This is a genomic window from Streptomyces sp. CB01635 (assembly GCF_002803065.1).
Taxonomy (GTDB): domain Bacteria; phylum Actinomycetota; class Actinomycetes; order Streptomycetales; family Streptomycetaceae; genus Streptomyces.
This window is the reverse complement of the sequence record NZ_NNBL01000022.1, coordinates 25,311-47,537: the sequence shown is the minus strand read 5'-3', so window position 1 is coordinate 47,537 and position 22,227 is coordinate 25,311. Positions and strand designations below refer to the sequence as shown.

24 protein-coding genes and 1 riboswitch are annotated in these 22,227 nt (G+C 71.4%); of the genes, 8 read left to right on the top strand and 16 right to left on the bottom strand.

Annotation, left to right across the window (positions count from 1 at the left end):
* The first annotated feature begins 9 nt into the window (after positions 1–9).
* The 4 genes from CG723_RS35080 (at position 10) to CG723_RS35065 (ending at position 3,076) form a co-directional block, all read left to right on the top strand.
* Positions 10–939: an ABC transporter ATP-binding protein gene (locus tag CG723_RS35080; RefSeq protein ID WP_100597565.1), complete on the top strand. Its 930-nt coding sequence runs from the start codon at positions 10–12 to the stop codon at positions 937–939.
* A gap of 2 nt (positions 940–941) precedes the next feature.
* Complete coding sequence (locus CG723_RS35075; RefSeq protein WP_199842011.1) at positions 942–1,679, top strand: ABC transporter permease; 738 nt, start codon at positions 942–944, stop codon at positions 1,677–1,679.
* 65 nt (positions 1,680–1,744) lie between these two features.
* Positions 1,745–2,179 (top strand): hypothetical protein, encoded by a 435-nt coding sequence (locus CG723_RS35070; protein WP_100597654.1) that lies wholly within the window; start codon positions 1,745–1,747, stop codon positions 2,177–2,179.
* A gap of 90 nt (positions 2,180–2,269) precedes the next feature.
* Positions 2,270–3,076, top strand: a complete 807-nt coding sequence (locus tag CG723_RS35065) for an SAM-dependent methyltransferase (RefSeq protein ID WP_100597563.1) — start codon at positions 2,270–2,272, stop codon at positions 3,074–3,076.
* A gap of 33 nt (positions 3,077–3,109) precedes the next feature.
* Here CG723_RS35065 and mug read toward each other — a convergent pair whose 3' ends face one another.
* From mug to CG723_RS35020, 9 genes are all read right to left on the bottom strand, one after another.
* Positions 3,110–3,679 (bottom strand): G/U mismatch-specific DNA glycosylase, encoded by a 570-nt coding sequence (gene mug / locus CG723_RS35060; protein WP_100597653.1) that lies wholly within the window; start codon positions 3,677–3,679, stop codon positions 3,110–3,112.
* Positions 3,676–5,118, bottom strand: coding sequence for an adenylosuccinate lyase (gene purB, locus CG723_RS35055; RefSeq protein WP_100597562.1), 1,443 nt, complete (start codon positions 5,116–5,118; stop codon positions 3,676–3,678). Before purB ends, mug begins: the two co-directional genes overlap by 4 nt.
* A 105-nt stretch (positions 5,119–5,223) precedes the next feature.
* Positions 5,224–6,012 carry an SGNH/GDSL hydrolase family protein gene (locus CG723_RS35050; RefSeq protein ID WP_100597652.1) on the bottom strand — a complete coding sequence of 263 codons (789 nt, stop codon included), beginning with the start codon at positions 6,010–6,012 and terminating at the stop codon, positions 5,224–5,226.
* A 79-nt stretch (positions 6,013–6,091) separates the two neighbouring features.
* Positions 6,092–7,105 carry a hemolysin family protein gene (locus CG723_RS35045; RefSeq protein ID WP_100597561.1) on the bottom strand — a complete coding sequence of 338 codons (1,014 nt, stop codon included), beginning with the start codon at positions 7,103–7,105 and terminating at the stop codon, positions 6,092–6,094.
* Positions 7,102–8,442: a hemolysin family protein gene (locus CG723_RS35040; protein WP_100597560.1), complete on the bottom strand. Its 1,341-nt coding sequence runs from the start codon at positions 8,440–8,442 to the stop codon at positions 7,102–7,104. The genes CG723_RS35045 and CG723_RS35040 overlap by 4 nt, the downstream gene beginning before the upstream one ends.
* A gap of 235 nt (positions 8,443–8,677) precedes the next feature.
* Positions 8,678–9,103, bottom strand: a complete 426-nt coding sequence (locus CG723_RS35035; RefSeq protein WP_100597559.1) for a GNAT family N-acetyltransferase — start codon at positions 9,101–9,103, stop codon at positions 8,678–8,680.
* 59 nt (positions 9,104–9,162) lie between these two features.
* The gene (locus CG723_RS35030; protein ID WP_100597558.1) at positions 9,163–10,053 is read right to left on the bottom strand and encodes an LLM class F420-dependent oxidoreductase; all 891 of its coding nucleotides are present in this window, start codon (positions 10,051–10,053) and stop codon (positions 9,163–9,165) included.
* Positions 10,054–10,154: 101 nt separating this feature from the next.
* On the bottom strand, positions 10,155–12,722 hold the full coding sequence (locus CG723_RS35025) for an ABC transporter permease (RefSeq protein ID WP_100597557.1): 2,568 nt from the start codon (positions 12,720–12,722) through the stop codon (positions 10,155–10,157).
* 10 nt (positions 12,723–12,732) lie between these two features.
* Positions 12,733–13,527, bottom strand: a complete 795-nt coding sequence (locus CG723_RS35020; protein WP_100597556.1) for an ABC transporter ATP-binding protein — start codon at positions 13,525–13,527, stop codon at positions 12,733–12,735.
* A 177-nt stretch (positions 13,528–13,704) separates the two neighbouring features.
* On the opposite strand from CG723_RS35020, the gene CG723_RS35015 reads away from it, so the two are divergent.
* Both CG723_RS35015 and CG723_RS35010 read left to right on the top strand, forming a co-directional pair.
* Positions 13,705–13,932: a toxin-antitoxin system HicB family antitoxin gene (locus CG723_RS35015; protein ID WP_100597555.1), complete on the top strand. Its 228-nt coding sequence runs from the start codon at positions 13,705–13,707 to the stop codon at positions 13,930–13,932.
* A gap of 49 nt (positions 13,933–13,981) precedes the next feature.
* Positions 13,982–14,320: a fic family toxin-antitoxin system, toxin component gene (locus CG723_RS35010; RefSeq protein ID WP_100597651.1), complete on the top strand. Its 339-nt coding sequence runs from the start codon at positions 13,982–13,984 to the stop codon at positions 14,318–14,320.
* A gap of 10 nt (positions 14,321–14,330) precedes the next feature.
* On the opposite strand, the gene bioD is transcribed toward CG723_RS35010, so the two are convergent.
* The 3 genes from bioD to bioB are packed head-to-tail and all read right to left on the bottom strand — an operon-like array spanning position 14,331 to position 17,582.
* Complete coding sequence (gene bioD, locus CG723_RS35005) at positions 14,331–15,044, bottom strand: dethiobiotin synthase (protein WP_100597650.1); 714 nt, start codon at positions 15,042–15,044, stop codon at positions 14,331–14,333.
* A gap of 5 nt (positions 15,045–15,049) precedes the next feature.
* Entirely contained in the window at positions 15,050–16,372 is a 1,323-nt protein-coding gene (locus CG723_RS35000; protein ID WP_100597554.1) for an adenosylmethionine--8-amino-7-oxononanoate transaminase, read from the bottom strand.
* Positions 16,365–17,582 (bottom strand): biotin synthase BioB, encoded by a 1,218-nt coding sequence (gene bioB / locus CG723_RS34995; protein WP_100597553.1) that lies wholly within the window; start codon positions 17,580–17,582, stop codon positions 16,365–16,367. The genes CG723_RS35000 and bioB overlap by 8 nt, the downstream gene beginning before the upstream one ends.
* A 200-nt stretch (positions 17,583–17,782) precedes the next feature.
* On the opposite strand from bioB, the gene CG723_RS34990 reads away from it, so the two are divergent.
* Positions 17,783–18,943, top strand: coding sequence for an 8-amino-7-oxononanoate synthase (locus CG723_RS34990; RefSeq protein ID WP_100597552.1), 1,161 nt, complete (start codon positions 17,783–17,785; stop codon positions 18,941–18,943).
* Here the strand turns inward: CG723_RS34990 and CG723_RS34985 are convergent.
* Together CG723_RS34985 and CG723_RS34980 are read right to left on the bottom strand one after the other, a co-directional pair.
* Positions 18,927–19,163, bottom strand: a complete 237-nt coding sequence (locus CG723_RS34985) for a DUF397 domain-containing protein (RefSeq protein ID WP_100597551.1) — start codon at positions 19,161–19,163, stop codon at positions 18,927–18,929. The two genes, CG723_RS34990 and CG723_RS34985, sit on opposite strands and share 17 nt — an antisense overlap.
* 9 nt (positions 19,164–19,172) lie before the next feature.
* Entirely contained in the window at positions 19,173–20,054 is an 882-nt protein-coding gene (locus tag CG723_RS34980; RefSeq protein WP_100597550.1) for a helix-turn-helix domain-containing protein, read from the bottom strand.
* Positions 20,055–20,326: 272 nt separating this feature from the next.
* Here CG723_RS34980 and CG723_RS34975 point away from each other — a divergent pair, with 272 nt between their 5' ends.
* The gene (locus CG723_RS34975) at positions 20,327–20,761 is read left to right on the top strand and encodes an ATP-binding protein (protein ID WP_100597549.1); all 435 of its coding nucleotides are present in this window, start codon (positions 20,327–20,329) and stop codon (positions 20,759–20,761) included.
* A gap of 21 nt (positions 20,762–20,782) precedes the next feature.
* On the opposite strand, the gene CG723_RS34970 is transcribed toward CG723_RS34975, so the two are convergent.
* Entirely contained in the window at positions 20,783–21,340 is a 558-nt protein-coding gene (locus CG723_RS34970; RefSeq protein WP_234374678.1) for a DUF6328 family protein, read from the bottom strand.
* A gap of 108 nt (positions 21,341–21,448) precedes the next feature.
* On the bottom strand, positions 21,449–21,922 hold the full coding sequence (locus CG723_RS34965; RefSeq protein ID WP_100597547.1) for a C40 family peptidase: 474 nt from the start codon (positions 21,920–21,922) through the stop codon (positions 21,449–21,451).
* A gap of 3 nt (positions 21,923–21,925) precedes the next feature.
* Positions 21,926–22,103, bottom strand: a riboswitch (cyclic di-AMP (ydaO/yuaA leader).
* Between the last annotated feature and the right edge of the window lie 124 nt (positions 22,104–22,227).

The following is a 22,227-nucleotide window of genomic DNA, read 5'->3' as shown; positions in this document are numbered from 1 at the left end:
GCTGGAGCCATGACCAGCATCGACGTCCAAGAGCTCACCAAGGAGTACGGCACGACCCGGGCGGTGGACCGCCTGACGTTCAGCGTCGGGCCCGGCCGGGTGACCGGATTCCTCGGCCCGAACGGCGCCGGGAAGTCCACCACCATGCGCCTTGTCCTCGGCCTCGACCGGCCGACCTCAGGCACCGCCACCGTCGGCGGCCGCCCCTACAGGGCGCTCGACGAACCCCTGCGAGAGGTCGGCGCCCTCCTCGACGCACAGGCCGCACACGGCTCACGTACCGCCCTCGATCACCTCCGCGTCCTTGCCGCCGCCAACCGCATCCCGGTGCGCCGGGTCGACGAGGTCATGGAGCTCGCCGGGATCGCGGCCGTCGCCGGGCGCCGGATCAGGACGTTCTCGCTGGGCATGCGCCAGCGCCTCGGCATCGCAGCCGCACTCCTCGGCGACCCGCAGGTCGTGATGCTCGACGAACCGTCCAACGGCCTGGACCCCGAAGGCATCATCTGGATCCGCGAACTGATGCGCGGCCTCGCCCGCGAGGGCCGCACGGTCCTCGTCTCCAGCCACCTCATGAACGAGACCGCCACGTTCGCCGACCACCTCGTCGTCCTCGGGCGGGGCAGGCTGCTCGCCGACACCCCGATGCAGGACTTCATCGACGCGCACAGCGAACGGCGCGCCCGTGTCCGCACCACCGACCCCGCGAGCCTGCACGCCGCACTGCGCAGCAAGGGACTCGAAGCCGTGGCCACCGGCGACGGCCGCTGGACCGTCGCAGGGGCGCGCGCAGAGGAGATCGGCGCGCTCGCCGCCACCGACGGCATCCCCGTCCTCGAACTCGCCGACGAATCAGCCTCCTTGGAGCAGGCCTACCTCGCCCTCACCGCGGACGCCACCGAGTTCGCGTCCGCCACAACCCCCCTCCAGGAGGCCTGACGATGTCGACCACCGCCGTACTGCGTTCCGAATGGATCAAGGTGAGGTCGGTGCGCGCCAGCGCCGGCTCACTCCTCGCGGTCTTCGTCGTGACCGTATCCATCAACGTCCTGGCCACCGCGGCGGTCGGCCAGGCGGAGGCGGACAACGAAGGAGCCGACCTCCTCCTCGGGGCCTTCTACGCGCTCAACTTCGGCCAGATCGCGGCCATCGCCTTCGGCACCACCGCCGTGTCCTCGGAGTACCTCAACGGCGCCCTGCGCGTCTCCCTCGCCGCGGTCCCCAACAGGAATCTGCTCTACGCGGCGAAGATGACGGTCGTCGGTGTCCTCGCCGTCGTCGCGGGCCAGCTCACCTCGTTCGTCACGTTCCTCTCCGGGCAGGCGTTCATGGGGTCCTACGCCCTCGGGCTCGGCGATCCGGGCGCGCTGCGCGCCTGCGTCGGAGGCGGCCTCTATCTTGCGCTGATGGCCCTGTTCGCGGCCGGTCTCACCGTCGTCCTGCGCAGCGCGGTCGCGGTCCTGAGCCTGCTCATCCCCTTCATCCTGATCGTGTCCTTCGTCGTGGGAGACATGGCCGGCTCCGTCGCCGATTTCCTGCCGGACCACGCCGGACAACAGGTCCTGCACCAGGACCCGGCCGGCACGCTCGGGCCGTGGACGGGGCTCGCCGTCACCGCCGCGTGGGCGGCGGCCACGCTCCTCGCCGGCTGGTGGGCGCTGCGCCGCAGGGACGCGTAACGGCAGGGACTCGTAACCGCCGTACGCCCCGCCAAATGTCAGTGGTGGCCGCTTTACTGGACGTCATGAGCACCGCACAGCATCTCGCGACGATCGACCTGCTGCGCTCCCGTGAGTTCCCCGCGGAGCACGGCAGATCGGTCGCGGGCTCCGGCGGACCGGGTTACCACATCGCGGAGTTGGCGACGTGCGACGAACTCCGGGAGCAGGCTCCCGAGGGCGCCGCTCAGGACCAGTGGGTCGCCGACCGGGACGGGCTCTCCTCGGTGCTCACCGAGCGCTGGGGGGAGCCGCAGTGGTTCAGCCTGTGGAGCGTCAGCCTGCGCGCGGTCGAGGGCGGGGAGGACATACCGGAGCCCTGGGCCGCGCTCAGCGCGTATGTTCCGGACGTCCAGTTGTGGCAGGCCGACGGGCGGTGGATCGTGCTGGGCATCCCGCTCGGGGCGGAGGACCTGCCCTTCCGGCTCGTCGCCGCCGTCACGGACGTGGACCCGCCCTGACGACGCGCCTGGTCCCCGTGCGCGGGAACTCCCGTGCCACCATGGGATCTTGGCAGCGGATCATGGCACGACCGAGGCGAGGGAGAGCACGTGAGCGAGCAGAGCGGGCAGGAGCCGGGGGAGCGGACCACGAGCCACATCGCGCACAACGCCCGCGTGTGGAACTACTGGCTCGGCGGCAAGGACCACTACGAGGTGGACCAGCAGGTCGGCGACCAGGTCACCTCCATGTACCCCAGCATCGGCGAAGTGGCGCGCGCCGACCGGGCCTTCCTCGGCCGCGCCGTGACCTACCTCGCCGGCCGGGCAGGCATCCGCCAGTACCTCGACATCGGCACGGGCCTGCCCACCGCCGAGAACACCCACGAGGTCGCCCAGCGCATCGCCCCCGACTCCCGCGTCGTCTACGTCGACAACGACCCGATCGTGCTCACGCACGCCCGCGCGCTCCTCACCAGCACGGACGAGGGCGCCACCAGCTATGTGGACGCGGACGCGCATGACCCCGCGGCCATCCTCCGCGCCGCGTCCGGCACCCTCGACCTGGGCCGGCCGGTCGCGGTCATGATGCTCGGCATCCTGAACTTCATCCTCGACACCGCCGAGGCCACGTCCATCGTGCGCCACCTCGTGGACGCGGTCCCCTCCGGCAGTTATCTCGTGGTCACGCACCCCACGCTGGAACTGGGCGGGGAGGGGAACGAGGAGGCGATGCGCTTCTGGAACGAGAACGCGACGCCGCCGATCACCGCCCGCGGCCGGGCCGAGGTCGAGGGCTTCCTCGACGGACTCGACGTCCTGGAGCCAGGCCTCGTCTCCTGCGCGCGCTGGCGGACGGACGGCGCCGACGAGGGGCCGATCGTCGCCCAGTTCGGCGTCTTGGCCCGCAAGCCCTGACGCACGCCACCGCGCAACCCGTCACGCGCCGCGTCAGCCGCCGAGCCCCGCGCCGTCGTCCCCCGAGGCGGCGGCGCGCAGCCGCCCGTACTCCTCGGCCATCGTCGCCGCCGTCCAATGCGCGTTCAGACCACTGGGGTTGGGCAGCGCCCACACCCGGGTCCCGCCGATCATCCGCTCCTGCGGGCCGATCCTCGCCTTCGGCTCCCCGAAGGCGGACCGGTACGCCGTCACGCCCACGACCGCGAGCCAGCGCGGCCGCAGCCGCTCCACCTTGGCGGTGAGCAGACGGCCGCCGTCGCGGTACTCCTGACCGCTCAGCTCGTCCGCCCGCGCCGTGGCCCGCGCGACGACGTTCGTGATCCCGAGCCCGTACGACAGGAGTTCCTCCTGCTCGGCGGGGGCCAGCTGCCGGGGCGTGAACCCGGACAGGTGGAGGACCGGCCAGAAGCGGTTGCCCGGGCGCGCGAAGTGGTGGCCCGTCGCAGCCGTCATCAGGCCCGGGTTGATCCCGCAGAAAAGCACGGAGAGGCCGCTCGCGATCACATCGGGGACGATGCGGTCGCGAGCGGCCTCCAGGTCCGCGGGGGTCAGCCGGGTCAGAGGATCGCTCCGGGCGCGTAACCGGCGGCCTCCGGGTGCTGCTTGACGATCTCCTCGATGCGCGCGACGACGGTCGCCACCTGGTCGCTCGCCGCGCCCGTGAACGACAGCTTGTCGGCCATCAGCTCGTCGAGCCCGGCGCGGTCCAGCGGGATCCGCGAGTCCGCGGCGAGCTTGTCGAGCAGCTCGTTGCGCTCGGCGCCCTGCTCGCGCATGGCCAGCGCCGACGCGACGGCGTTCTCCTTGATGGCCTCGTGGGCCTCCTCGCGGCCGACGCCCGCGCGCACCGACGCCATCAGGACCTTCGTCGTGGCGAGGAACGGCAGGTAGCGGTCCAGCTCGCGGGCGACGACGGCCGGGAACGCGCCGAACTCGTCGAGCACCGTCAGGAACGTCTCCAGGAGACCGTCGAGCGCGAAGAACGCGTCCGGCAGCGCGACGCGGCGCACCACGGAACAGGACACGTCGCCCTCGTTCCACTGGTCGCCCGCCAGCTCACCGGTCATCGACGCGTAGCCGCGCAGGATGACCATGAGGCCGTTGACGCGCTCGCAGGAGCGGGTGTTCATCTTGTGCGGCATCGCGGACGAGCCGACCTGGCCCGGCTTGAAGCCCTCGGTGACGAGCTCGTGCCCGGCCATCAGACGGATCGTCTTGGCGGTCGAGGACGGCGCGGCCGCGAGCTGCACGAGCGCGGTGACGACCTCGTAGTCGAGGGAGCGCGGGTAGACCTGGCCGACCGAGGTGAACGCCTGCGAGAAGCCCAGGTGGCCCGCGATGCGCTGCTCCAGCTCGTCGAGCTTCGCCGCGTCGCCGCCGAGCAGGTCCAGCATGTCCTGCGCGGTGCCGACGGGGCCCTTGATGCCGCGCAGCGGGTAGCGGGCGAGCAGCTCCTCGACCCGGGCGTACGCGACGAGCAGCTCGTCGGCGGCGGTCGCGAAACGCTTGCCGAGGGTCGTGGCCTGCGCCGCGACGTTGTGCGAGCGGCCGGCGATCACCAGCTCGCCGTACTCACCGGCCAGCTTGCCGAGGCGCGCGAGGACGGCGACGGCGCGGTCGCGGACCAGTTCGAGGGAGAGCCGGATCTGGAGCTGCTCGACGTTCTCCGTCAGGTCGCGGGACGTCATGCCCTTGTGGACCTGCTCGTGGCCGGCGAGGGCGTTGAACTCCTCGATGCGGGCCTTCACGTCGTGGCGCGTGACCTTCTCGCGCTCGGCGATGGAGGCCAGGTCGACCTGGTCGAGGACGCGCTCGTAGTCGGCGAGAGCGGCGTCCGGCACCTCGATCCCGAGGTCCTTCTGCGCGCGCAGCACGGCGAGCCAGAGCTGACGCTCCAGCTTCACCTTCTGCTCGGGGGACCAGAGAGTGGCGAGCTCGGCGGAGGCGTAGCGTCCGGCGAGAACATTCGGGATACGGGGCTTTGCAGGCGCAGCAGTCACGTGTACGGATTCTACTGGCGATTCGTGCAGGCCAGCGCCAGGGTCCCGTTCGTCGGAAGCTACGAGGGCGGGGCGCCCGGCGCGCGCCGCCCCCGTCTCGGCAGGTCAGCCCCGCGGAGCCTCGTACGGCACCAGCTCAGGCCGCTTCGCCGGGCGGCCGTCGCCGGAGGAGCGGCCCGTCAGGCGGCGGCCGATCCAGGGGACCAGGTGCTGCTTGGCGAAGCGGGCGTCGGCGACGCGGCGTGCGCCCCAGCCCGGCGGTGCGGTCGGCCCGAGCACGGCCTGCCAGTCGTCCTCGGGCTCGTGGCCGAGCGCCTGCCAGACGGCCTCGGCGACCCGGCGGTGCCCTTCGGGTGTCAGGTGCAGCCGGTCCACGTCCCACATGCGGGGGTCACCGAGGACGGGCGGCCCGTACAGGTCGACGACCACCGCGCCGTGGCGCGCCGCGAGGTCGTCGATGCAGGCGAACAGCTCCTCCATGCGGGGTCGGAAGCGCTCCATCACGGGCCCGTTGCGGCCGGGGCTGCGCATCAGGACGAGCCGCTCGCAGGCCGGCGCCAGCTTCTCGACGGCCTCTTCGAGGAGCCCGCGCACCCGGCCCATGTCGACCTTGGGGCGCAGGGTGTCGTTGAGCCCGCCGACCAGCGTGATGACGTCGGCGCCCATCGCGGCCGCGACGTCCACCTGCTCGTCGACGATCTGGCCGATGAGCTTGCCGCGCACGGCGAGGTTCGCGTAGCGGAAGCCGGGGGTGCGGGCCGCCATCCGGCCGGCCAGTACGTCGGCCCAGCCTCGGTAGGAGCCGTCGGGCAGCAGGTCGGACATGCCCTCGGTGAACGAGTCACCGACCGTGACGAGGCTGCTGTAACTGATGTGGTTGGCATTTTTCTGCATGGCGGAAGCGATGGTAACCCGGGCCAGGGAACGCCCGACGAGGCGCCGTGTGCCCGACGTCGGGCACACGGCGCCGAGATCACGCGGGCTGGCCGAACAGCTCCCGCAGGACGTCCTCCATCGTCACCAGACCCGCGAGCCGCCCGTCCGAGCCGAGGACCGCCGCCACATGTGTACGGCTGCTGCGCATCGCCGAAAGGACGTCGTCGAGCGGCGTCGTCTCGCGGACGCGCGCGATCGACCGCATGTCCGGAATCCGGAACGGCAGATCACGCGGCGACGCGTCCAGGGCGTCCTTCACATGCAGATAGGCGACGATGCGGCGGTTGTCGTCGACCACCGGGAAGCGCGAGAACCCTGACTGGGCCGACAGCTGCTCGAGCTGCTCGGGCGTGACGCCCACATGCGCGTAGACCACCCGCTCCAGCGGCAGGACGACGTCCCTGACCGGGCGGCGGCCCAGTTCGAGCGCGTCGCGCAGGCGCTCCTGGGCGCGGTCGTCGATCAGTCCCGCGTCGCCCGAGTCCTTGACGAGACGGGCCAGCTCGTCGTCCGAGAACGTCGCGGACACCTCGTCCTTGACGTCGACACGCAACAGCTTGAGCAGCCCGTTCGCGAAGGCGTTGACCGTGAAGATCACCGGACGCAGCGCCCTCGCGAGGGTCACGAGCGGCGGGCCGAGCAGCAGCGCGCTGCGCACCGGCTCGGCGAGCGCGACGTTCTTCGGGATCATCTCGCCGAGCAGCATGTGCAGATACGTGGCTACCGTCAGCGCGATCACGAACGAGATCGGGTGGACCAGGCCGTGCGGCACGCCGACCGCGTCGAACAGCGGCTCAAGGAGATGGGCGATGGCGGGTTCGGCGACGATGCCGAGCACCAGGGTGCACAGCGTGATGCCGAGCTGCGCCGCGGCCAGCAGCGCCGACACGTGCTGAAGGCCCCACATGACGCTCTTCGCCCGCCGGTCGCCCTCGTCGGCGTGCGGTTCGATCTGGCTGCGGCGCACGGAGATCAGGGCGAACTCGGCGCCCACGAAGAAGGCGTTGACGACCAGCGTCGCCAGACCGATCAGGAGCTGGATCGCGGTCATCGGTCCCCCTCCGGGGCGTCGTCGGACTGCCCGGTCATGGGCGCGTGCAGCAGGACGCGGGCCGCGCGGTGACCCGCGGCGTCCACGACGTCGAGCCGCCATCCGGCCACCTCGACGCTGTCGCCGACGGCCGGGATGCGGCCGAGCTCGGTCGCGACCAGGCCGGCGAGCGTCTCGTAGGGGCCGTGGGGAACGCGCAGTCCGACCCGCTGGAGCTGGTCGGTGCGGGCGGCGCCGTCGGCCGAGTAGAGGCCGCGGCCCTCGCCGTCGTTGCCGGCCGGCGCGAGGTCCGGCGTTTCGTGCGGATCGTGCTCGTCCCGCACCTCGCCGACGACCTCCTCGACGATGTCCTCGACGGTCGCGACGCCCGCGGTGCCGCCGTACTCGTCGATGACGACGGCCATCGTGCGCTTCCCGGAGAGCCGGTCGAGGAGCCGGTCGACGGTCAGCGTCTCGGGTACGAGGAGCGGCTCGCGCATGAGATCGGACACGGAACGGCGGCCGCGGAGTTCGGCGGGCACGGCCAGGACGTCCTTGATGTGTGCGACGCCGACGACCGAGTCGAGATTGCCGCGGTAGACGGGGAACCGGGACAGGCCCGTGGCCCGCGTCGCGTTCGCCACGTCCTCGCAGGTGGCCTGCGCGTCGAGCGCCACGACCTGGACGCGCGGCGTCATCACGTTCTCGGCGGTCAGGTCCGCGAGGTTCAGGGTCCGCATGAACAGCTCGGCGGTGTCCGCCTCGAGGGCGCCCTCCTTGGCGGAGTGGCGGGCCAGGGCCACCAGTTCCTGCGGTCCGCGCGCGGAGGCCAGCTCCTCGGCGGGCTCGATGCCGAAGCGGCGCACAGCCCGGTTCGCGGTGTTGTTCAGGTGCGTGATGAAGGGGCGGAACGCGGCGCTGAACAAGCGCTGCGGCGTCGCGACGCGCTTGGCGACGGCCAGCGGCGACGAGATCGCCCAGTTCTTCGGGACGAGTTCGCCGACGACCATCAGGAAGACCGTGGACAGTGCCGTGCCGATGACCAGGGCCAGGGAGGATGCGGTGGAGCGGGAGAGCCCCAGACTCTCCAGGGGGCCCGCGATCAGCTTGGCGACGGACGGCTGGGCGAGCATGCCGACGACCAGATTGGTCACGGTGATGCCGAGCTGGGCGCCGGAGAGCTGGAAGGTGAGGTTCCGTACGGCCTTGAGGGCGCCGGCGGCGCCGCGCTCGCCGCGCTCGACCGCGCGCTCGAGGCCGGAACGCTCGACCGTGGTGAGGGAGAACTCGGCCGCGACGAACGCACCGCAGGCCAGCGAGAGCAGCACCGCCACGGCGAGCAGAAGCACTTCGGTCATCGGGTCACCTCCGTCCCATGATCGGGCAGGGCGGTGGGTATCGCGCGATGTCGCAGGCGCCGGGTACTGGGAGGCTCGCCCATGGGCGGACGCTCACACCTTTCAGGAGAGGAAGCAGAACAACAAGCAGGACAAGTGGAGCAACCATGGTAAAGGATCGGCAAAGCCGATGCGGCCGGGACGCCGTCGCCCCGGCCGCGGACGGTGTCCGTCCGGAGTGTGAGCCCGGTATGGATCAGTCCGTGAGGTGCTTGACCCAGCGGGTCCACTGCGGCTCCGGCGCGTAACCCCCGGCACGCCACGCGTGCTGCGCGCGCTCGTTGCGGTCCAGGACCATCGCGTCGCCCCGCCGCCCACCGAGCCGTACGAACCTCTCCTCCGCGGCCGCCAGCAGCGCCGACCCCACGCCCTGCCGCCGCGCGTCCGGATGCACCGCGAGGCGGTACAGATGGCAGCGCCACCCGTCGAAGCCGGCGATGACGGTACCCACCAGCTCCCCGTCACGCTCGGCGAGCAGCAGCGACTCGGGGTCGCGGACGACGAGCCGCTCCACGCCCGCGCGGTCGTCACTGATGCTCGTGCCCTCGGCGGCCACCTTCCAGAAGATGAGGGCGGCATCGAGGTCGTCGGGCGTCGCGGCCCGTATCCGAAGATCACTCATGAGTCCGATCCCACCACCGAGCGGCCGGGCCCGTGCGCCATTTCAGGATGCGGACCGCCTCATCCCTTTCGCAGCTCCTCGATGACCGGACCGAACGCCTCCATGTACGGCTCCAGGACCGTGAGGTACGTGAACCCGTAGCGGTCGCGCTGCGCGCGCACCTGGTCGGCGATCTCGCGGACCGTGCCGACGAGCAGCAGCGGAAGTTCCAGCGCCTCGTCCTGCGTGAACTGCGGGATGTGTTCGAGGACCGGTCGGATCGCGGCCCGCCGGTCGTCGGTCACCGTGACCATCTGGATCAGCAGATTGAGCTCGGCGGGCTCCGCGCGACCCGCGGCGAAACGGTGGTAGGCGGCGACGCGCTCGTCCAGTTCCCCGGGGGCGAGGTGCTGGAGCTTCCCGCTCGGGTCGCCGGGGACGGAGCGCGCCCCGGTGAACGCCGCGATCTCCGCGTGCTCGGCCGTCAGCTTCAGGAGCCGGTCGCCGTTGCCGCCGATCAGCAGCGGCGGGCGGGGGCGCTGCGCGGGCCGCGGCTGATGCTCGTCCGACCCGAGCAACCGGTCCAGCTCCTCGACGACGCGCCGCAGCCGGTCCACGCGCTCACCGGGCGAACCCCACGGCAGCCCGGCGGCCTCGTGCTCCGCCTGTACGTAGCCTGCGCCCAGGCCGAGTTCGAGCCTGCCGCCGGTGAGCGCGTCCGTGGTCGCCACCTCCCGGGCGAGGAGCACCGGGTTCCAGAAGCCGGCGTTGAGGACGAACGTGCCCACACGCGGGCGCTCGGTCGCCTCGGCGGCGGCGACCAGGGAGGGGAACGGCGAGGGCACGCCCAGATGGTCGGCGACGAGGATCACGTCGTAGCCGAGTTCCTCGGCTCTGCGGCAGCGCTTGCGCCACTCGTCGCCGGTCGCGGGCGTGACCATGTTGACGCCGAACCTGAACGCGCGACTCATGAACTCTCCTCACTCTCGGGCGAGTTGAACCAGCGGGAGTCGAACTCGGGCGAGATGGCGACGGACGAGGTGAACGGCCGGGAGACCGCATGGCGAGTACATCATTCGTGCGCGATGGCCGCCAGCACGTTCATGCGCGAGGCGCGCAGCGCGGGAAGGAGCGCCGCCGCGAGTCCCACGACGACCGAGCCGACCACGACCGCGACGATCGTCCCCCACGGGATGGCGAGCGCCTCCATGCCCTGGAGAGCCAGGACCTCGTGGATCGCGAGGCCCCACACGACGCCGAGCGTGAGCCCGAGCACCGCGCCGAACACGGCGATCACCACGGACTCCAGGCGGATCATCCTCCGCAGCTGGCGCCGGGACAGCCCGATGGCGCGGAGCAGACCGATCTCCCGTGTCCGCTCCACGACCGACAGGGCAAGGGTGTTGACGACGCCCAGGACGGCGATCACGATCGCGAGCCCGACCAGCGCGTACACCAGGTACAGCAGCACCGCGATCTGGTCGTGCACGAGCTTCTTGTAGTCGGCCAGGTCGCGCACCTGTACCTGTGGGTACGGATCGAGGACCTTCTCCAGACGGGCGCGCAGCACGTCCGCGCCCGTGCCGGGGGAGGCGTTCACGTACACCGCCGAGTCCTGGCCGTCGGGCAGGAACTTCTCCAGCGTCCCCATCCCCATGAACAGGCCGCCGGACATGCCGAATCCGTCCCCGCTGCCTTGGTCGGTGAGGGCCGCGACGGTGAGCCGGTCCGTGCGCCCGCCGGGCAGGTCCACCGGCACCACCGTGCCCACGCGCGCGTGGTGCTCCTTCGCGAACTCCGCGTCCATCGCGACCTTCCCGGGTGCGAGCGCGGCCGCCGAGTCGCCCTGGGAGTACGTGACGTGCGCGACGTCGTCGAGCTGTGCCTCGTAGCCGGCTGCGGTCGTCTTCACGCGTGTGCCGTCCGGCAGGCGCACCGCGAGCGGCACGAACCGCTGGCGCACCACGAGCCCCGCACCTTCCGTTGCGCGGATTCTGTCGGTCACTTCATTGGGGAAGGGCATGAAGTTGGAATTCTGGACTGTGAAGTCGGCGCCGAGAGTCTTGTCGATCTGCTCGTCGAACGACTTGCTCATCGACGCGCTCGCCACGGACATGCTCGCCACGAGGGCGAGCCCCACCATCAGTGCGGCAGCCGTGGCCCCGGTGCGCCGCGGGTTGCGCAGCGCGTTGCGCTGGCTCAGCCGTCCCACCGAGCCGAACACGGCGGGGAAGGCGCCTCCCAGGACGCGGATCACGGGACGTACGAGCAAAGGGCCCGCGATCACGGTTGCCAGCAGCGTCAGGACGATGCCGACGACGAGGAGCAGCGAGGCGCTCGCCGTCTTCGTGGCCGCGGCGCACCCCACGAGAGCGGCCGCCCCCGCCACACCGACCACGGTCCCCGCCACGGCGCGCACCCGCAGCGGCCGCCCCGCACCCGCGATCTCGGCGTCCGCGAGCGCCGCCATGGGGGAGACCCGGGACGCCCGCTGCGACGGCAGATACGCGGCCACGAACGTGACCCCGACCCCGACCGCGAAGGCCGCGACGGGTGTCCCCCAGCCGATCACCATCTCGGTCGACTTCAGGTTCATCCCGAACGCGCTCATGAGTTTGATGAGGCCGAGCGCCAGCCCGATGCCCGCCGCCAGGCCGAGCACCGAGCCCACCAGGCCGAGCAGCACCGCCTCCGTCAGGACGGAGCGGCGCACCTGCCGCCGGTCGGCGCCGAGCGCACGAAGGAGTCCCAGCTCGCGGGTGCGCTGCGCGATCAGCATCGAGAACGTGTTCACGATCAGGAAGATCCCGACCAGGACCGCGATCCCGGCGAAGCCGAGCATCACGTACTTGATCACGTCGAGGAACGAGCCGAGGTCCGCCGCGTCCGACGTGGCCTGTTCGCCGGCGGTCTTCAAGTCGTAGCCGGAGCCGAGCTGTTGGGCGATCCGTTGCTTCAGGGCGGCGTCGCTCACCCCGGGGGCCGCGTCCACGGAGATGCTCGTCGCGCGGTCCGTACTGCCGAGCAGCTTCACCTGCGCCGCCGCCGTGTCGAGGAAGACGAGCGCGGCGCCGGGGTTGGTGGTGCGGAAGGTCGCGATGCCGACGATCCGCACGGTGAAGGAGCCCGGCTGTGCGAGGACGGTGAGCGAGTCGCCGATGCGGATGCGCTTCTTGTCGGCGGTGTCGGCGTCGAGCAGCGCCTCGCCACTGCCGCGCGGGGCGTGCCCCGAGGTCAGGCGTACCGGACTGCGGTCCGTCACATACCAGTTGGTGGCGATGGTGGGCGCGCCGCTGGTCGGGCCGACCGATTTGTTCTTGTCGTCCACGACGGTGATGTTCTCGGCTGCGGCGTCGATCCTCGCCGCGGCGACGCCGTCGATGGACCTGATCTGCCGGGCGAGGCGGGCCGGGACGGTCTCGACCGCCCCGGTCGGCACCGACTCGCCGAGGGAGTCCTGCTTCGGATTCACCTGGACGTCGGCAGACGTGGACGCGAACAGCCGGTCGAAGGTGCGGGTCACCGTGTCCGAGAAGACCAGACTGCCCGCCACGAACGCCACCGAGAGGACGATGGCAAGCCCCGACAGGACCAGTCGGCCCTTGTGCGCGAGGAAACTCCTGAGCGTCGCCTTCAGCACAACGGCCTCTCTACGGCTGGGAGTTGTGGGGGTTTCCCCCGGTGAACAGGCGCATGCGCTCCAGGACCGCCTCCGCCGTGGGCTGCGGCATCTCGTCCACGAGGCGGCCGTCACCGAGGAAGAGCACCAGGTCGGAGTGGCCCGCCGCGCCGGGGTCGTGCGTCACCATCACGACGGTCTGCCCGAGGTCGTCCACCGCCTCGCGCAGGAACCCGAGGACCTCCAGGCCCGCGCGCGAGTCCAGGTTCCCCGTCGGCTCGTCCGCGAAGATCAGTTCCGGCCGCGACGCGAGGGCCCTGGCGCAGGCCACCCGCTGCTGCTGCCCTCCGGAGAGCTGCGCGGGACGGTGCTTGAGCCGGTCGCCGAGGCCCAGCGTGTCGATGACCTGTTTCAGCCACTCCGCGTCCGGGGTGCGGCCCGCGATGTCCATCGGCAGCGTGATGTTCTCCGCCGCGTTCAGCGTCGGAATGAGGTTGAACGACTGGAACATGAAGCCGATCCGGTCGCGCCGCAGCTGCGTCAGCTCCTTGTCGCGCAGGCCCGTGATCTCGGTGCCCCCGAGCCACACCTGACCCGCGGAGACCGAGTCGAGCCCGGCCAGGCAGTGCATCAGCGTGGACTTGCCCGACCCCGAGGGGCCCATGACCGCGGTGAACCGGCCGCGCGCGATGTCCACGTCGACCGAGTCGAGCGCGAGGACCGCGGTCTCTCCGGACCCGTACGCCTTGGTCAGGCCGCGGGCGCGCGCGGCGACGTCGCCCGCCTCCGCCAGGCCGTAGGGCTGTTCTGCTGCCGCTGTGGACAAGGCCGCCTCCTGGATCCCGCCGTCGTCCTGGCCGTCACGACTCCCGTGTCGCGTACGAGGGTAGTGGGGTGCGTCACACCCGCGGTATCCCTCCGAGGTCGGGCTCCCGATACGCGTGTAAGGGGCACCTTCGCCGTCTCCTTGCCGGTGCTAGCACGTCGGCGCTAGCGTGAAGTCATGGCGAAGACTCAGCTGAACGTACGGGTGGACGAGGACACCGCCCGAGCCGCGCGTGAGCGTGCGCTCGCACGCGGCGTGAGTGTGAACAGGTACATCGAGGAGCTGGTCAGACAGGACGCGGGCGAGCTCGGCCGGACGTTCGTCGAGGCAGCCGCCGACTTCATGAAGCAGTACGAATCCGTGTTTGCCGAGGAATTCGGCGCGGAGCGCGAAGGCCGACGCTGAGCCCTTGAGCGAATCGAAGAACGTGCGTATCGACCTGGCCTGGCTTCTCATGATCGCCGAACAGAAGACCCCCGGAGACCCTCAGGTGACCGACTGGGGCGCGCTCGTCGCCGCCGTCAGCCGGCACGAGGCGGAGATCTTCGGGACCGCCGTCTACGACAGCCCGCACGCGCGGGCCGCGTCACTGCTCCAGCTGCTTCTCCACGTCCCGGCCCTCGAACGCTCGAACGCCATGTTCGCGTCGGCCGTCGCGTACGCCTATCTCGTCGCCAGCGGCCTCAAGGTCGCCACGTCGCCCGACCAGGTCAGGGAACTGGCCCGCCTGGTCAAGGACGGCGGGGCGACCGTGCACGACATCGCGGAGGAACTCCGCAGATGGACCCTGTGAGCCGCTAGGGCTACCCGGCGACGCTCGCGGCGAAGGCCGTCGCGTCCCACGTTCCGCCCAGCTCCGGTGCCAGCCAACTCGGCGCGGATGTACGGAAGCTGGGGTGTGTGCCTGCCCCTTCTGGAATCGCGCCGAGGAGCTTCGTCCCCGAGACCTCAGGGAAGTCCGCGAGATTGCAGCGGGCCGCGAGGTCGGGGTGCTCCGGCCAGCTGCCGACGACGACGCCGAGCGGCGTCAGGTCACGGGCGCGCAGTGCCTCCGTCGTCAGGGCCGTCGAGTTGAGCGTGCCGAGCCCCGCCGCCGCGACGACGAGAACCGGCGCTCCGAGCTGCCTGGCGGCGTCGGCGAGGGTGCCCCCGTCCGCGTCGAAGCGCACGAGCAGACCGCCCGCGCCCTCGACCAGGACGAGGTCGTGCTCCGTGGCCAGCTTCGCCGCCGCCTCGGCCACCTCGTGCGGGCGGACCGGGGGGAGGCCGGCGCGCAGCGCGGCCGTCGCCGGCGCCAACGGCTCGGGGTACCGCGCCAGTTCGACGGCCGTCACTCCGCCGCCCACCAGGCGCTTCACCTCGTCCGCGTCCCCGCACTCGCCGGGACCGACCCCGGTCTGAGCCGGCTTCAGGACGGCTACCGACCGCCCCGCGGCCAGCGCGGCGGCCGCCACGGCCGCCGTCGTGACCGTCTTGCCGATCTCGGTTCCGGTCCCCGTGACCACCAGTACCGTCATGCTGTTCAGCCCTCCCGTGCCGCCGCGCACACCGCGCGGCCGATCCGTGCCAGATCCTCGTCCCCCGTGATGTACGGGGGCATCGTGTACACGAGGTCGCGGAACGGCCGCAGCCACACGCCCTCGCGCACCGCCGCCCGAGTGGCGGCCGCCATGTCGATCTCGTGGTCCAGCTGTACGACACCGATCGCGCCGAGCACGCGCACGTCGCGCACCCCGGGCAGCTCCGAGGCCGCGGCGAGCGACTCCCGCAGACCCGACTCGATCCGCTTGACCTCCGTGGCCCAGTCCTGCCCGAGCAGGAGGTCGATCGAGGCACAGGCCACCGCGGCGGCGAGGGGGTTCCCCATGAACGTGGGCCCGTGCGCGAGCACCGGCACCTCGCCGCGCGAGATCCCGTCCGCCACGCGCGCCGTGCACAGCGTCGCCGCCATTGTCATATAGCCGCCGGTCAGCGCCTTGCCGACACACATCACATCGGGCGTCACCGACGCGTGCTCCGCGGCGAACAGCGTCCCGGTCCGCCCGAACCCGGTGGCGATCTCGTCGAACACGAGGAGCACGTCGTGCGCGTCGCAGGCCTCGCGCAGGACCCGCAGATAAGCGGGGGAGTGGAACCGCATCCCGCCCGCGCCCTGCACCACGGGTTCCACGATCACGGCCGCCAGCTCATGGGCGTGACGCGCGATCAGCTCGTGCAGATGATCCGCGTAGGCCTCCTCGTACGCGGCCGGCGGGGCGTCGGCGAACACGTGCTGCGGCAGCGCGCCCGACCACAGCTCGTGCATGCCGCCCTCGGGGTCGCAGACCGCCATCGGCTGCCAGGTGTCGCCGTGGTAGCCACCGCGCCAGGTCAGCAGGCGGCGCTTCTCCGGCTTCCCGAGGGAACGCCAGTGCTGGAGGCACATCTTGATCGCGACCTCGACGGACACGGAGCCCGAGTCGGCGAGGAACACATGCTCCAGACCTTCGGGTGACATGTCGACAAGGCGCTTCGCGAGTCCGACGGCGGGCTCGTGCGTGAGCCCGCCGAACATGACGTGGCTCATCCTGCCGAGCTGGTCGCGCACCGCCTCGTTGAGCACGGGGTGGTTGTAGCCGTGGACAGCCGACCACCAGGACGACATCCCGTCGACCAGCTCGGCACCTTCACCGACCCCACCGCCCCGGCCGGCGAGCCGGAGTCGCACCCCGGCCGCCGACTCGACGACGAGCGGCTCCTGCCGCCCCGGCATCGGACCGTACGGATGCCAGACGTGCCGCCGGTCGAGGTCGAGCAGCTCCGCCACGGGCAGCCCCGACACCGGCAGCCCCGACACCTCAGGCATTGGGCGCGAGATCCGTACCGGCACCCCGGCGGCGTACGGCGACGAGGTCCGTACGCGCCTCGGGGACCTCGGCGACCGGGGACTCCGCAGCGTCTTCGTGCGAGCCGCAGCCCCCTTCCTCATGGGAGCCGCAGCCCCCGCCGGAACCGCAGGCCGAACCCGCGCCGGAACCGCGGGTCGCCGCAGCCTCGGAACCGCACGGTCCGCCCCGGTGCTCGGGCAGCGTCACCTGATCGGTGCCCTCGACCTCGAACCCGGCGTCCGTGATCATGTCCAGGTCCGCCTTGCCCGCCTGGCCCTCACTCGTCAAGTAGTCGCCGAGGAAGATGGAGTTGGCGAGGTGGAGCGCCAGCGGCTGCATCGAGCGCAGGTGCACCTCGCGCCCGCCCGCGATCCGCACCTCGACGTCGGGGCAGACGAAGCGGACCATCGCGAGGATCCGCAGGCAGCGCTGCGGCGTCAGGTTCCACTCCTTGGCGAGGGGCGTGCCCTCGAAGGGGATGAGGAAGTTGACCGGCACCGAGTCCGGGTCGAGTTCGCGCAGGGAGTAGACGACGTCGACCAGGTCCTCGTCGCTCTCGCCCATGCCGGCGATGAGACCGGAGCAGGCGGACAGACCGGCCGCGTGGGCCTTCTGCACCGTGTCGACGCGGTCCGCATAGGTGTGCGTCGTCGTGATGTCGCCGTACGTGCCCTCGGAGGTGTTGAGGTTGTGGTTGTACGCGTCGGCCCCCGCGCCGCGCAGCCGCTCGGCCTGGCCCTCGGACAGCAGACCGAGGCAGGCGCACACCTCGACGCCCTCGTTCTGCTCCTTGATCGCGCCGATGGTCTCCGACACGCGGTCGACGTCCCGGTCCGTCGGGCCGCGCCCGGACGCCACCAGGCAGACCCGCTTCGCGCCGCCCGCGACACCTGCGGCCGCGGCCTTCGACGCCTCGTCGGGCTTCAGCCACGTGTACTTGAGGATCTCCGCCTTGGACCCGAGCCGCTGCGAGCAGTACGAGCAGTCCTCGGGGCACAGGCCCGACTTGAGGTTGACCAGATAGTTGAGTTTCACCCGCCGGCCGAACCACTGCCGCCGCACCTTGCCGGCCGCGGCCACCACATCGAGCAGTTCGTCGTCGGAAGTCGCCAGAACGGCGAGCGCTTCTTCGCGGCTCGGCAGCTCGCGCCGCAGCCCCTTGTCCACCAGCGTGTTCAGCAGGTCCATGGCCCGATCCTGACCTACGTCCCCTGCTCAGGCCAAGGAGGCTTCGGACAACTCTGCCGGTTCGGCGTGTGGGTATTGCCACATCCTGGGTGGCTGGATGTCCCGCTAGTGTCTGTGCACTGCCTACAAAGACGCAGCGGGCACGGGACAGCACACCCCGCTCGAGAACCGGCCGCGACACGGCCGTCGGAGGGACTCATATGGCGGGATCGCCGTTCGGCTGGATCGACGAGCAGGAGCGCGTGCGCCGCAGCGCCGGACTCGTCCGCACGCTGCGTCCCCGGCCCGCCGAGAACCCGCTCCTCGATCTCGCGAGCAACGACTACCTCGGCCTCACCCGCCACCCCGAGATCACCAGGGGAGCGGCGGACGCGGCGCTGCGCTGGGGCGGCGGCGCCACCGGCTCCCGGCTCGTCACGGGCACCACGGAGCTGCACACCGAACTCGAGCGCGAACTGGCCGCGTTCTGCGGCTTCGAGGCGGCACTCGTCCTGTCGTCCGGCTACGCGGCCAACCTCGCCGCCGTGACCGGGCTCGCCCCGCACGGCTCCCTGATCGTCTCGGACGCGAGCAATCACGCCTCCCTCATCGACGGATGCCGGCTCGCCCGTGGCGCTACGCAGGTCGTCCCGCACGCCGACCCGGACGCCGTCCGTAAGGCCCTCGACACGCATCAGGGGCAGGCGGTCGTCGTCTCCGACTCCGTCTTCTCGGTGGACGGCGACGCGGCTCCCCTGGCTGAACTGGCAGGAGTGGCAAGGGAGTTCGAGGCCGGCCTGATCGTCGACGACGCACACGGACTCGGCGTGCTCGGCGACGGCGGCAGGGGCGCGCCGCAGGCGGCGGGGCTCTCGGGCGCCGACGACACCGTCGTCACCGTCACCCTCTCCAAGTCGTTCGGCAGCCAGGGCGGCGCCGTCCTCGGTCCCGCCCGGGTGATCGACCATCTCGTCAACACCGCACGGACGTTCATCTTCGACACGGGCCTCGCGCCCGCGGCGGCCGGCGCCGCACTCGCGGCCCTGCGCCTGCTGCGCCGCGAGCCCGAGCGCGCCGACCGGGCGCGCGCCGTGGCCTCCTCGCTGCACGAACTCCTCACTGCCGAGGGGCTCCAGGCCGTTCGGCCGGACGCCGCCGTCGTCTCCGTGCGCGCGCCGTCCCCCGAAGAGGCCGTGCGCTGGGCGGCCGACTGCCGCGAAGCCGGCCTCGTCGTCGGCTGCTTCCGACCGCCGTCCGTGCCGGACGGCATTTCACGGCTGCGGCTGACCGCCCGCGCCGACCTGACGGACGATCAAATCGCCCAGGCCGTACGGGTGATCAGCCGCAACGCTCCCGACTCGGCGTTCACCGCAAGGAGCTGAGGAACCCCTCCCAGGCGGAGGGCGAGAACAGCAGAGCGGGTCCGGCCGTGCGCTTGGAATCGCGCACCGCGAGGAGTCCGGCCGAAGGGCCGCGGTGCAGCGGAGCCGTCTCGACGCAGTTGTTCATTCCGGTGCTTCGGCTGCTTCGCCGCCATGGCGCGCCGTGCAGAGAGGTGCTGGGAACGGCGGCGGATGGTACGTACCGAGGCAGAGCTGACATGGTGCCTCCTTACGTGCGTTCACTGTCCGGTGGGGGGTGCGCTCCGGCGATCCCGGCGATGAAATCCAGTGAGTCCCCGGGCGAAAGGGCGTGGATCCGAAGGGCGTCAAAGGCGTCCGTGTACGCCTTGAGGTCTTCTTTCCGCTCGAGGTAGAGGCTACTCGTCAAATGGTCGAGAACTACTACGTCCAGATCAGAAGTGTTCGGAAATGAGAACACAACGAAAGGGCCGGTCAGTCCGACATGCTCCCCCGCGGTGAACGGCAATACCTGTAGCCGCACATGGGGAAGCTTCGCCACGGCGGCGAGATGACGCAGCTGCTCCGCCATCACCCGGGGACCGCCCACCGGCCGCCGCAGCACCGCCTCGTCGAGTACCGCGCTGAGCCGCAGCGGCGACGCCGAACGCAGCACGTCCTGTCGGGCGATCCGCACCTCGACCAGGGCGTCGACCTGCCCGTCCGGCAGCCCGTCGAGCGCGGCCCTGGTTACCGCACGCGCGTAGTCGGGCGTCTGGAGAAGGCCCGGCACGACGGACGTCTCGACCGTCCTGACCCGGCACGCCTGCGACTCCAGGCTGATGAAGTCCCGGTAGGCGGGCGGCAGAAGACCCCGGTAGGCGTGCCACCAGTGCTGGCCGCCGTCGTCCCCCGACCCGGCCAGCGCGACCAGCAGGTCCCGTATGCCGGGGTCCGTGACCTCGAACGCGTCGAGCAGGAGGCGTACGTCCGACGCTTTCACGCCGCTGCGGCCGGTCTCGATACGGCTCACTTTCGACTGGTGCCAGCCGACGAGCCGGGCCGTCTCGCCACTGGTGAACCCCGCGCGGGCGCGCAGCGCGCGCAGCTCCGCGCCGAGCCTGCGGCGGCGCACCGCCGGACCGTGTTTCATTCTGTCTCCTCGGACCTGTGGCCCGGCTCCTTCCGGCCCGGCGGATCGTGTTCCGAGCCGACGGTAGAGGAAGCCGGCGGCATACGCCCAAATGCGGTCCACCGACGCAGAGTTCACCGCTTCGAGCGACAGATATATGCATATCTCGGGGGATCGGCTCCACTGGCGGAGCGGGAGTGGCAGTCTGGCGCGAAGCACCAGTCCGGGGGTCGCCTCGAGTCATCCGCCATGTGTCGGATTCAGGCCCCGGCGAAAAAAGGGACGACGTCGCCATGGCAGATCACCAGGAAGCATCCGTCACTCTGCCGAGCGATCCTGCCTCGGTCTCGTCGGCCCGCACATATGTCGGCGACGTACTCGCCGAATGGGGCATGCCGCGCGACGCGGAAACAGCCGACACCGTCCGGCTCATCGTCTCCGAACTCGCCACGAACGCCGTGATGCACACCCGCGGGCAGTCGCCGGTCTTCACCGTCGACGTGCAGCTGGAGCGCGACGAACACCTGCGCATCGGCGTCACGGACAGCCACCCGCGCTACCCGAAGCGGCTCCCGGCCGCCGTCCAGCAGGACAACGGGCGGGGCATGGTGATCATCCGCTGTCTGACCTCCGAGTGCGGCGGAAGCCTGTCGGTCAGGCCCACCCCCGAGGGTGGCAAGACCGTGTGGATCGCCCTGCCGTGGACGGTCCCCGTCCAGTCGGTGTGAAGGCCGGCTGCGGTGGCGCGGCTACGGGGACGGGGTGCCCGTCTTCTCCTGCGCCCGCGTGAGTGAGCGCCGCACCAGACGCGGCAGCACGCCCCACAGGCCCGCACAGACCGCGAACGTGCCCGCCCCGGCCGCGATGCCCGCCGCCCGCCCCGTGGTGACGTCCACGACGAGCAGCACGGACCCGGCCAGGGCGAGCATCAGAACGCCCAGGCCGGCCGCGGCGAGCCGCGAGGACATCTGCACGATCTCCGGCTTGGCACCCCGCCCGAACAGCGCGCGGTGCAGCGCCGCGGGCGCCGTGAACAGCGCGGCGGCGAGCACCGCGAGCAGCAGCGTCGCGATGTACGTCGCGCGCTGCACGCCGTCCAGCGCCGGGAACCTTGGAGTGAACGCCAGCGTCAGCAGGAACGCGAAGAGGATCTGCACGCCCGTCTGGGTGACTCTCAGCTCCTGGAGCAGCTCGCCGAAGTTCCGGTCCGCGCGCTCCAGCGGCGTCTCGTGCCGGTCCCGCCCCACGCTCCTTGGACCTGAGTCGCGTGGGGCATCCTCGTCGCCGGCCGGTCGGTCCTCGTCCATACGACCACGAGTACCCCATCGCGCGGTTCCGAGACGGCCTCGGCGGGGCGCGCGCAACCCGGTGACGCCTGACGGGCCGCCAGGGCCCCAGGGGCCCGTCAGGTGGCGCTACCGCACGCGCCCGTACCAGACGCTCCTCGTCCAGATCCGCTGGAGCCGCACCACGTCACCGGTCTTCGGCGAGTGCCAGATCCTTCCCTTCCCGGCGTAGATGCCGACGTGGTAGACGCCGCGGCCCGAATGGAAGAAGACCAGGTCACCGCGTTTGCGATGGGACGCGGAGACATGGCGGGTCTTGTTGTACTGCTGGGCGGCGGTACGGGGCAGCTTCTTGCCCACTCGCTTGAACGAGTAGACCGTCAGGCCCGAGCAGTCGAACCTGTGCGGTCCTGAGGCGCCCCACTGGTAGGGGCTTCCCTTCCTTGAGGCCGCGATCTGGAGGGCCTTCGTCGCAGGTGGCGAGGCCTCCGCTTCGGGCGTGGCTCCTGGGACCAGCAGGCTGCCGCCCGCTACGGCGAGCGTGAGGGCCGAGGCGGTGCCGGCCCGGGTCAGCAGCGACGGGACACGATTGAGCGCAGTCATGCGCAACCCTTCGTCAGCCGCCTGTGAAGGATGACCTGTCGGATTCGGGCTGGCGAAGTTGCCCGGCCGCGAAGTGCGGCTTCACCCCAAGGGCCGGTCCGGAAAACAGCTCCGGCGGCCCGTCGTGCCTGGGTCCTCCACTCCTGCCGATCCACTTCTGTCGACCTGGCATCCGTGCGGCGGCAGGACTCGGCGTCCGCACGGACCGCCCCGCCGCGGCGGCGGGGGCTTGTCGTCGGAAGGGATCTTCACGCACAAACGCCGCGAACGCAGAGCGGAATCGGTGTTGTGTGAGTGTCCTCACG